Source organism: Streptomyces poriticola (genome assembly GCF_036689765.1).
GTDB lineage: Bacteria > Actinomycetota > Actinomycetes > Streptomycetales > Streptomycetaceae > Streptomyces > Streptomyces poriticola.
This window is the reverse complement of record NZ_JBAGKH010000038.1, coordinates 43,904-50,387: the sequence shown is the minus strand read 5'-3', so window position 1 is coordinate 50,387 and position 6,484 is coordinate 43,904. Positions and strand designations below refer to the sequence as shown.

At 73.4% G+C, this 6,484-nt stretch carries 4 protein-coding genes; 1 reads left to right on the top strand and 3 read right to left on the bottom strand.

The annotated features are described in order from the left end of the window. Positions 1-121: 121 nt before the first annotated feature. The gene (locus V5O46_RS28910; RefSeq protein ID WP_332887671.1) at positions 122-1,174 is read right to left on the bottom strand and encodes a hypothetical protein; all 1,053 of its coding nucleotides are present in this window, start codon (positions 1,172-1,174) and stop codon (positions 122-124) included. Between the two features lie 202 nt (positions 1,175-1,376). Next, positions 1,377-3,986, bottom strand: a complete 2,610-nt coding sequence (gene pepN / locus V5O46_RS28905; protein ID WP_332887670.1) for an aminopeptidase N — start codon at positions 3,984-3,986, stop codon at positions 1,377-1,379. A gap of 219 nt (positions 3,987-4,205) precedes the next feature. Between pepN and V5O46_RS28900 the strand changes: the two genes are divergently transcribed. After that, positions 4,206-4,844, top strand: a complete 639-nt coding sequence (locus tag V5O46_RS28900) for a mycothiol-dependent nitroreductase Rv2466c family protein (RefSeq protein WP_332887669.1) — start codon at positions 4,206-4,208, stop codon at positions 4,842-4,844. A gap of 314 nt (positions 4,845-5,158) precedes the next feature. Here the strand turns inward: V5O46_RS28900 and V5O46_RS28895 are convergent, their stop codons facing one another. After that, on the bottom strand, positions 5,159-6,109 hold the full coding sequence (locus V5O46_RS28895) for an NAD(P)-dependent oxidoreductase (RefSeq protein WP_332887668.1): 951 nt from the start codon (positions 6,107-6,109) through the stop codon (positions 5,159-5,161). Positions 6,110-6,484: the final 375 nt, after the last annotated feature.

The window sequence follows — 6,484 nt, the reverse complement described above, 5'->3', positions numbered from 1 at the left end:
GGGGGTGGTGGTGGCGGTGTTGTGCCGGAATTAGCAGTCCGAGACACCCGCGGCACTGGTGGTGGGCCCGCGGGTCACCGGCGGCCCCTCCTCTCCCCTCCTGGTCCTGCCCGGTCCGTCACTACCGGGGCAGCACCACGACATACGCGGCGGGCTCCCGGTCCGCCGCCGCCATCAGTGCCGTACGCACCACCGCAGCCTGCTGCTCCAGGGACTCCCGCAGCTTCTTCGGCGTCACGTACACCACCGTGATGCCCAGTCGTTCCAAGTGCTCGCGCTTGCGGGTGTATTCCGACCACAGCGCGTCCTCTTCCTGCGGCTCCGCCTGCCGGTGGGCGCGGGTGTCCAGTTCGACCGCCACGGCCTGATCGGGCCAGTAGGCGTCCAGGCCGCCGAGGTGGGGGCCGCCGGGGAGGCGCAGGTCGATGTTCCACACCGGGTCCGGCAGACCGTGTTCGCGGACCATGCGGTACAGCCGGTGCTCGGCGATCGCCCGTCCCTCGGCCAGGAGCGAGTCCACCGCGTCCACGACGTGCGGTCGGCCCAGCAGCCGGGCCCGGTTCAGTTCCCGTACCACCGCCGCCGGTTCGCAGTGGCCGCCGCGCACCGCCTCCGTCAGCAGCCGGCGCACCGCGCCCGCGTCCGTCAGGTCCGCCACCGCGTCGGCCAGCGCCCGCGCGACCGGCGCCACCGGCACCCCCGTGATCTCCTCCGGCGTGGGCAGCGCGGCGGTACGGACGATCCGGGCGCAGCCGGTCGAGCGGAGCCGGCGCAGGCGGGGGACCAGGACGTCCAGGGTGTCCAGGGACGGCAGCGGGGGAGCGGAGGCGAAGCCGTGCAGGGTCAGCGCGGCCAGGCCCGTGATCACCACCTCCGGGTACGCCGGGCGGGCCGGTGCCTCAGTGCCCGGCTGGGCCGGTACGCCGGCGCCGCCGCGGTCGCGCGCCGCGTACAGCAGGACCGCGTGCAGCCGCTCCTCGCTGGTGGGCGGGCCCGGGTGCAGCAGGACGACGCCGGGGAGCAGTTGCCGCCAGGGTCCGCCCGGGCGGCACTGCTCGGTGGTCTCGGCGGCGGTCACGCCGTGGGAGCGGAGCTGCGCGGTGGTCAGTACGCCGCGAGGGCCCGCGGCGAGGTGGTGCAGGGGGCGGGGGGAGAGCGGGGTGTTGTGGGTCATGACCCGGGACTTCCCGTGTCCGATCCGTCCCTTAACCGCTGTTACACGGCCGTCGACCAATGCGGACAATCCTGCCCTAAAGGACGGGTGTTCGGATGCCGAAAACCCCTGGTCCGTTCGGGGGTGGACCAGGGGTTACGGGTCATCTTGTAACGATGACGGAACGCCGAAGCATTGGCCAATGATCGGTCCGGTCGACGGCCTAGCGGTCGTCCGCCGCCGCGTCGCACGCCTGCCCGCGCAGCGCCCGCGCCAGGTCGTCCCGCGCCTCCAGCACCAGCCGGCGCAGCGCCGGAGCGGCGTCCTCGTGCGCCGACAGCCACGCGTCCGTCGCCTCGAGCGTGGCCGGCGAGTCCTGGAGCTCCGGGAACAGGCCGCTCACCACGTCCATGCCGATCTGGATCGACCGCTCGCTCCACACCCGTTCGATCGCCGCGAAGTACTTCTCCGCGTACGGGGCGAGCAGCTCGCGCTGAGAGGGCTGGGCGAAACCCGCGATGGTCGCCTCCACCAGGGCGTTCGACAGTGCGTCGGACTCGACGACCTGCGCCCACGCCTGCGCCTTCACCGCCGCCGACGGGCGGGCGGCCAGACAGCGGACCTGGTGGCGCTTGCCGGAGGCGGTGTCGTCGCGGGCCAGCTCGGCGGCGAGCACGGCCTCGTCGGCGACCCCGTGCGCGGCCAGCGGCTGCAGGAACGCCCAGCGCAGCTCCTGGTCCACCTCCAAGCCGTCGATCTTCTCGCTGCCCTCCAGCAGCCCCCGCAGCAGCGCCAGGTCCGCCTCATCGGAGGCCATCGCCGCGAAGAACCGGGCCCACGCCAGCTGGTGCTCGCTGCCCGCGGCCGCGTCCCGCAGCTCGCGCAGCGCGCCCTCCGCCAGCAGCAGGCCGCCGGTCTTCCGCCGGCCGGGTGCGGCGTAGTGCACCAGCGCCGAGTCCGCCCAGGCGTGCAGCATCTGCAGCACGCCGATGTCGGACTCGCGGCCGGCGAACCGCAGCACCAGGTCCACGAAGTCCCGGGCCGGCAGCAGCGCGTCCCGCGTCATGTTCCACAGAGCCGACCAGCACAGGGCGCGGGCCAGCGGGTCGGTGACGTCGCCGAGGCCGGACCGCAGGGTGGCCAGCGAGGTCGCGTCGAGACGGATCTTGCAGTACGTCAGGTCGTCGTCGTTGACCAGGACCAGGTCCGGCGCGTCCTGCCCGGCCAGCTCCGCGACGACCGTCCGCGGCCCGTGGACGTCCACCTCGGCGCGCGCGTACCGCTCCAGCGCGCCCTCGGCCGTGCGCCGGTACAGGCCCACCGCGACCCGGTGCGGGCGCAGCTCCGGATACGCCTCGGCGGCCTCCTGCACCACTGCCAGCTCGCCGACCCGGCCCTCGGCGGTCAGCAGCACCTGCGGGGTCAGCGAGTTGACGCCCGCCGTCTGCAGCCAGGACCGCGACCACGCCGCCAGGTCCCGGCCGCTGGTCTCCTCGAGTACCGACAGCAGGTCGCCGAGGCGGGTGTTGCCGTACGCGTGCCGCTTGAAGTAGCGTCGCGCGCCCTCCAGGAACGCGTCCTGGCCGACGTACGCAACCAGTTGCTTCAGCACCGAGGCACCCTTGGCGTAGGTGATGCCGTCGAAGTTGAGCTTGGCGTCCTGCAGATCACGGATGTCGGCCGTGATCGGGTGGGTGGACGGCAGCTGGTCGGCGCGGTACGCCCACGCCTTGCGGCGGTTGGCGAAGGTGATCCAGCCGTCGGTGAAGCGGGTCGCGCCGACCAGTGAGAAGGAGCCCATGAAGTCGGCGAAGGACTCCTTCAGCCAGAGGTCGTCCCACCACTCCATGGTGACCAGGTCACCGAACCACATGTGCGCCATCTCGTGCAGGATCACATTGGCGCGGCTCTCGTACGACGCCCGCGTCACCTTCCCGCGGAAGATGAACTCCTCCCGGAACGTCACCAGGCCCGGGTTCTCCATGGCGCCCAGGTTGTACTCGGGCACGAACGCCTGGTCGTACTTGCCGAACGGGTACGGGTAGTCGAAGTGGTCGTGGAAGAAGTCCAGCCCCTGCCTGGTGACCAGGAAGACGTCGTCGGCGTCGAAGTAGGGCGCGAGCCCCTTGCGGCACAGCGCGCCCAGCGGGATCCGCAACCGGGTGCCGTCCGCGAGCTCCCGCTCGTAGGTGTCGGTCACGTAGTGGTACGGGCCCGCGACGACACAGGTGATGTAGGTGGAGACGGGCCTGGTCTCGGCGAACCGCCACACCCCGTCGCCGGCCCGCTCGCCCGCGCCGTTGCTCCACACCGTCCACCCCTCGGGCGCCCGCACCTCGAAGCGGAAGGGTGCCTTGAGGTCCGGCTGCTCGAAGTTGGCGAACACCCGGCGGGAGTCGGCCGGCTCGTACTGGGTGTACAGGTACACCTCGCCGTCCTCGGGGTCGACGAAGCGGTGCAGGCCCTCGCCGGTGCGGGAGTAGGCGCACCGGGCGTCGACGACCAGCTCGTTGTCGGCGGCCAGGTCCTCCAGCACGATGCGGGTGCCGTCGAAGACCTCGCTCGGGTCGAGGTCGCGGCCGTTGAGGGAGACGGCGGTGACGCTCGGCGCGACCAGGTCCGCGAAGCTGGTCGCGCCGGGCTCGCTGCAGCGGAAGCGGATCGTGGTGACCGAGCGGAAGGTGCGCGGCCGGGCGTCGGCGCCCGGGCCACCGCTCTCCCCGGCGCCCTCGCCCACCGCGGAGCGCACGTCGAGGAACACCTCGTACCCGTCGACGGACAGCAGGGCGGCCCGCTCCCGGGCCTCGTCGCGGGACAGATTCTCACCGGGCACGGACGGCACTCCCTCGGCTCGCGTTCAGCATGCGGACAGCACCGATCCTGCCATGCGCCCCTGACGGCGGGCACTCGGGAATCGGCGGCTGCCCGGGAATGGCCGGGGCGCGCCGTGGCGTTCCCCCTGTGATCCCCAGTGATCTCACCCGTCATCCCCAGTGATCCCGGTGATCGCTCAGTGATTGTCCTTGGGAACGCCTGCCCTACGAGGAGAGACATGTCCGACAAGACGCCCGTCGACTTCTGGTTCGACCCGCTGTGCCCCTGGGCCTGGATGACCTCCCGCTGGGTGCTGGAGGTGGAGAAGCTGCGGGACATCGAGGTCCGCTGGCATCTGATGAGCCTCGCCGTCCTCAACGAGGACAAGCTCGACGAGCTTCCCGCGGAGTACCGTGAACTGCTCGAGACCAAGGCCTGGGGCCCGGTCCGGGTGGTCATCGCGGCGCAGGAGGAACACGGCGCCGAGGTGCTCGGCGACCTCTACACCGCGCTCGGCACCCGGATCCACAACCGCGACGAGGGCAGCGGCAGGGAGACCGTCGCGGCGGCGCTGAAGGATGTGGGCCTGCCCGGGTCCCTCATGGACCACTGGGACGACACCCCGTACGAGGCGCAGCTGCGCGCCTCCCACAAGGAGGGCATCGACAAGGTGGGGCAGGAGGTCGGCACCCCGGTGATCGCCCTCCCCGGCGCCGACGGCGAGCAGATCGCCTTCTTCGGCCCGGTCGTCACCCCGGCCCCGAAGGGCGAGACGGCTGCCCAGCTGTGGGACGGCACCGTCGCGGTCGCCTCGGTCCCGGGCTTCTACGAGATCAAGCGCACCCGCACGAAGGGGCCCGACTTCAGCAACCTGTAGCCGCCCCACCCCGGCAGCCTCGGGCGGTCCGGGTGGTCCGGGTGGTCCGGGTGGTCCGGGGCGGTCCGGGTGGTCCGGGGCGGTCCGGGTGGTCTGGGGTGGTCCTGGCAGTCCTGGCAGTCCTGGGCGGCCGGGGCGCACCGGGGCAGCCCGGTGCATCTCGACGGCCCGGTGCCCGGGCGCCGACGGCAGCCGTGCCCGCGGTGGCACGGCTGCCGTGCCCCGGGGTACCCGCCCCGACCACAGGCGGGCGGTGACGACGTCGGCGCCGGGGCCGCCGCCGTGCCCCCGGGGCATCCGCCCCGACCGCCGTTTCAGTTCAGGGTGTGTGCCGGGGGTTCTCCGCGGGCCCAGCGGGCGACCTCCTCCGCGGCCGCGCGGGCCGCCTTTCCGGCAGCGGCGCGGGTCGCCCCGCCCAGGCGCGGGGTGAGCAGCACCCGGTCGCCGAAGGTGCGCAGCCGTGCGGGAACGGGGGCGGTGTCGAGCGCCGCCGCCGACACCCGGCCGCCCTCCAGCGCCTCGCAGAGTGCGTCCTCGTCCAGCTGCTGCCCCCGCGCGGTGTGCACCACCACCGCCCCGTGCGGCAGCAGCGCCAGCTCGCGGGCGCCTATCAGGCCCCGGGTGCCGGGGGAGTCCCCGGCGTGCAGCGTGATCACCCGGGAGCGGGTCAGCAGATCGTCCAGCGAGGACACCCGCAGCCCGTGGATCTCACCGCGCACATACGGGTCGTACACCATCACCTGCGCGCCGAACGCACACAGCAGCCGCGCCACCCGCGCACCGACGGCCCCGTGGCCGATCAGCCCGACCGGCAGGTCCTCCAGCTCCAGCCCGGCGTCCTCGTAGGCGGGGCGCGCGGCGCCGTCCGGCCACGGGACGCGGCGCAGCGCTGCCAGCATCAGGCCGAGCGTGTGCTCGGCGACCGCCGCCGCGTCGCAGCCGGGCGCGTGGCACACCTGGACGTCCCGGATCTTGGCCGCGTCCGCATCGACGCCGGCCGGGCCGCTGCCGCACACCACCACCAGCCGCAGCCCGGGCCGGGCGTCCAGAACGCGCCCGGTCACCGGGGCCGCCCGGGTCACCAGCACCTCGACCCCCTCCAGCGCCGCGATCAGCGCGTCCTCGGCGCCGTCCGCCTCCGCCTCGAGCACCAACTCCCGTACGTCCACGGGGCGGTCGCGCAGCTCGTCGCCGACCGCTCGCGCGATCAGCGACGGTGGGGCGAAGGCATCGCCGGCGGCCAGGACACTCACCGGTTCGGTCATTGCAGGGGTACTCCCGTCTCTCGGCTGCTTCCCGCTGGTACTGCTCCTCGCCGGCCCTGTTCCTCGGTCGTGCCGTCTTCACCGGCCTTGCTCCTCGGGCGTGCCGTCTTCGCTGGTGCTGTTCCTTCGTTCGGCTGTTCCTCGGTCGTACTGTCCCTGGGGATCAGGGGACCTGAGGGCACTTGAGCGCGCCGGAACCGGTGCGTCAATCCCCCGCGGAGGGCGAAGTTCCCGTCCGGCCGGGGGAGAGCCCCGCACGGGCGGGACGGCGGATCGCGCCCCGGCCGTGCGGACCGCCGCACCGGGTCGTACGCTCGCCTCGTCGGCAGGCGGACGCGGCGGACAGGTCCGGGGCGTCGCCCACGGCACGACCCG

Coding starts and splice junctions, on each gene's coding strand:
- V5O46_RS28910 (WP_332887671.1), bottom strand. CDS start 1,174: ATGACCCACAACACCCCGCTCTCCCCCCGCCCCCTGCACCACCTCGCC.
- V5O46_RS28900 (WP_332887669.1), top strand. CDS start 4,206: ATGTCCGACAAGACGCCCGTCGACTTCTGGTTCGACCCGCTGTGCCCC.
- V5O46_RS28895 (WP_332887668.1), bottom strand. CDS start 6,109: ATGACCGAACCGGTGAGTGTCCTGGCCGCCGGCGATGCCTTCGCCCCA.